The 1,341-nt window shown below is 72.2% G+C and carries 1 protein-coding gene; it reads left to right on the top strand.

The features are described from left to right. Positions 1 to 193 precede the first annotated feature (193 nt). Positions 194 to 1,324: a zinc-dependent alcohol dehydrogenase gene (locus CA984_RS44020; protein WP_165781657.1), complete on the top strand. Its 1,131-nt coding sequence runs from the start codon at positions 194 to 196 to the stop codon at positions 1,322 to 1,324. Positions 1,325 to 1,341 lie beyond the last annotated feature (17 nt).

Here is a 1,341-nt window from a genome sequence, read left to right as displayed (position 1 = left end):
GAGCATGGTTGGCTCTGTTACCGGGATGTTTCACACTTCAACCGGGTGCCCGCCGCGCCGGGGCGGGCACCCGGTTGAAGTGTGAAACATCCCGGTAACAGAGCCAACCATGCTCTTGACCCCTCCGTGAGGGTCTCTTATGGTTCCCTCCATATTCTATAGAATCCAGAATCCAGAATATGGAGGGAACCGGATGAGCACAGCGGCGCGAGCAGCGATCGTCGTGGACGCCGCGGGCGCGGTGGAGATCCGGTCCTACGCCGTGCCGGAGCCCGGTCCGGGCGAGTTCGTTCTCAAGCTGGAGCTGTGCGGCGTCTGCGGCACCGACGCGCACATCTACCGGGGGCGCCTGGCCAGCGTCACCTTCCCCGCCCTGCTGGGACACGAGATCGTCGGCACCCTGGCCGCCCTCGGCGACGGGGTGACCGCCGACCACGGCGGCCGCCCGGTGGCCGTGGGCGACCGCGTCGGGGTCTTCCCGGCGCTGAGCTGYGGCCGCTGCTACCAGTGCCAGGTACGGCACCGCCCCGCCAACTGCCCCGACCGGCGGCCCTCCTACGGATTCAAGTCGCCGGTGACGGCCCCGCCGCACCTCACCGGCGGGTTCGCCGAATACCTCCACGCCGCCAACGCCGGCACGGTGTTCTACCGGACGGATCTGCCCCCCGAGGTAGCGGTCCTGCAGGAGCCGATGTCGGTGGCGCTGCACGGGATCGAGCGGGGCTCGGTCGGCGTCGGCTCCACCGTGGTCGTCCAGGGCGTGGGCGCGATCGGGCTGATGGCCGTGGTCGCGGCCCGCGCCGCGGGGGCGCACCGGGTCGTCGCGGTGGGGGCCCCCGCCGCCCGGCTGGAGCTGGCGGCCGCGCTCGGGGCGGACGCGACGGTGAGCATCCACGACCTGACCGGCGTGGCCGAGCGCCGCAGCGCGGTGTTCGACGCCCTCGGCGCGCCCGGAGCCGACTGCGTGATAGGCGCCAGCGGCTCGCCGGAGGCCTTCATGGAGGCCATCGGCCTGGTGGCCGACGGCGGCGTGCTCGCCGAGCTGGGCAACTTCACCGACCGGGGGACGGTGCCCTTCAACCCCTTCAGCGACCTGCTGAAGCGTGACATCACCATCGCCGGCGTCTACGGCGCCGGCCCCGACATGCTGCGCCGCTACCACCAGGCGCTGCTCATCCTGGAACGCGGCGGCTGGCCGTACGACCGTGTGGTCAGCCACCGGGTGCCGCTGGAGCGGGTGGGCGAGGCCCTCGCCGCTCTCGGCGGCGGCTCCCCTCTCGACGGCCGGGAGATCGTCAAACTCGCGATCGACCCCGCCGCCTGAGCCTGCCCCCTTTCCCC

This window comes from Streptosporangium minutum, from assembly GCF_002149035.1.
In the GTDB taxonomy this organism is placed as follows: Bacteria; Actinomycetota; Actinomycetes; order Streptosporangiales; family Streptosporangiaceae; genus Streptosporangium; species Streptosporangium minutum.
This window is presented reverse-complemented; position numbering and strand designations above follow the sequence as displayed.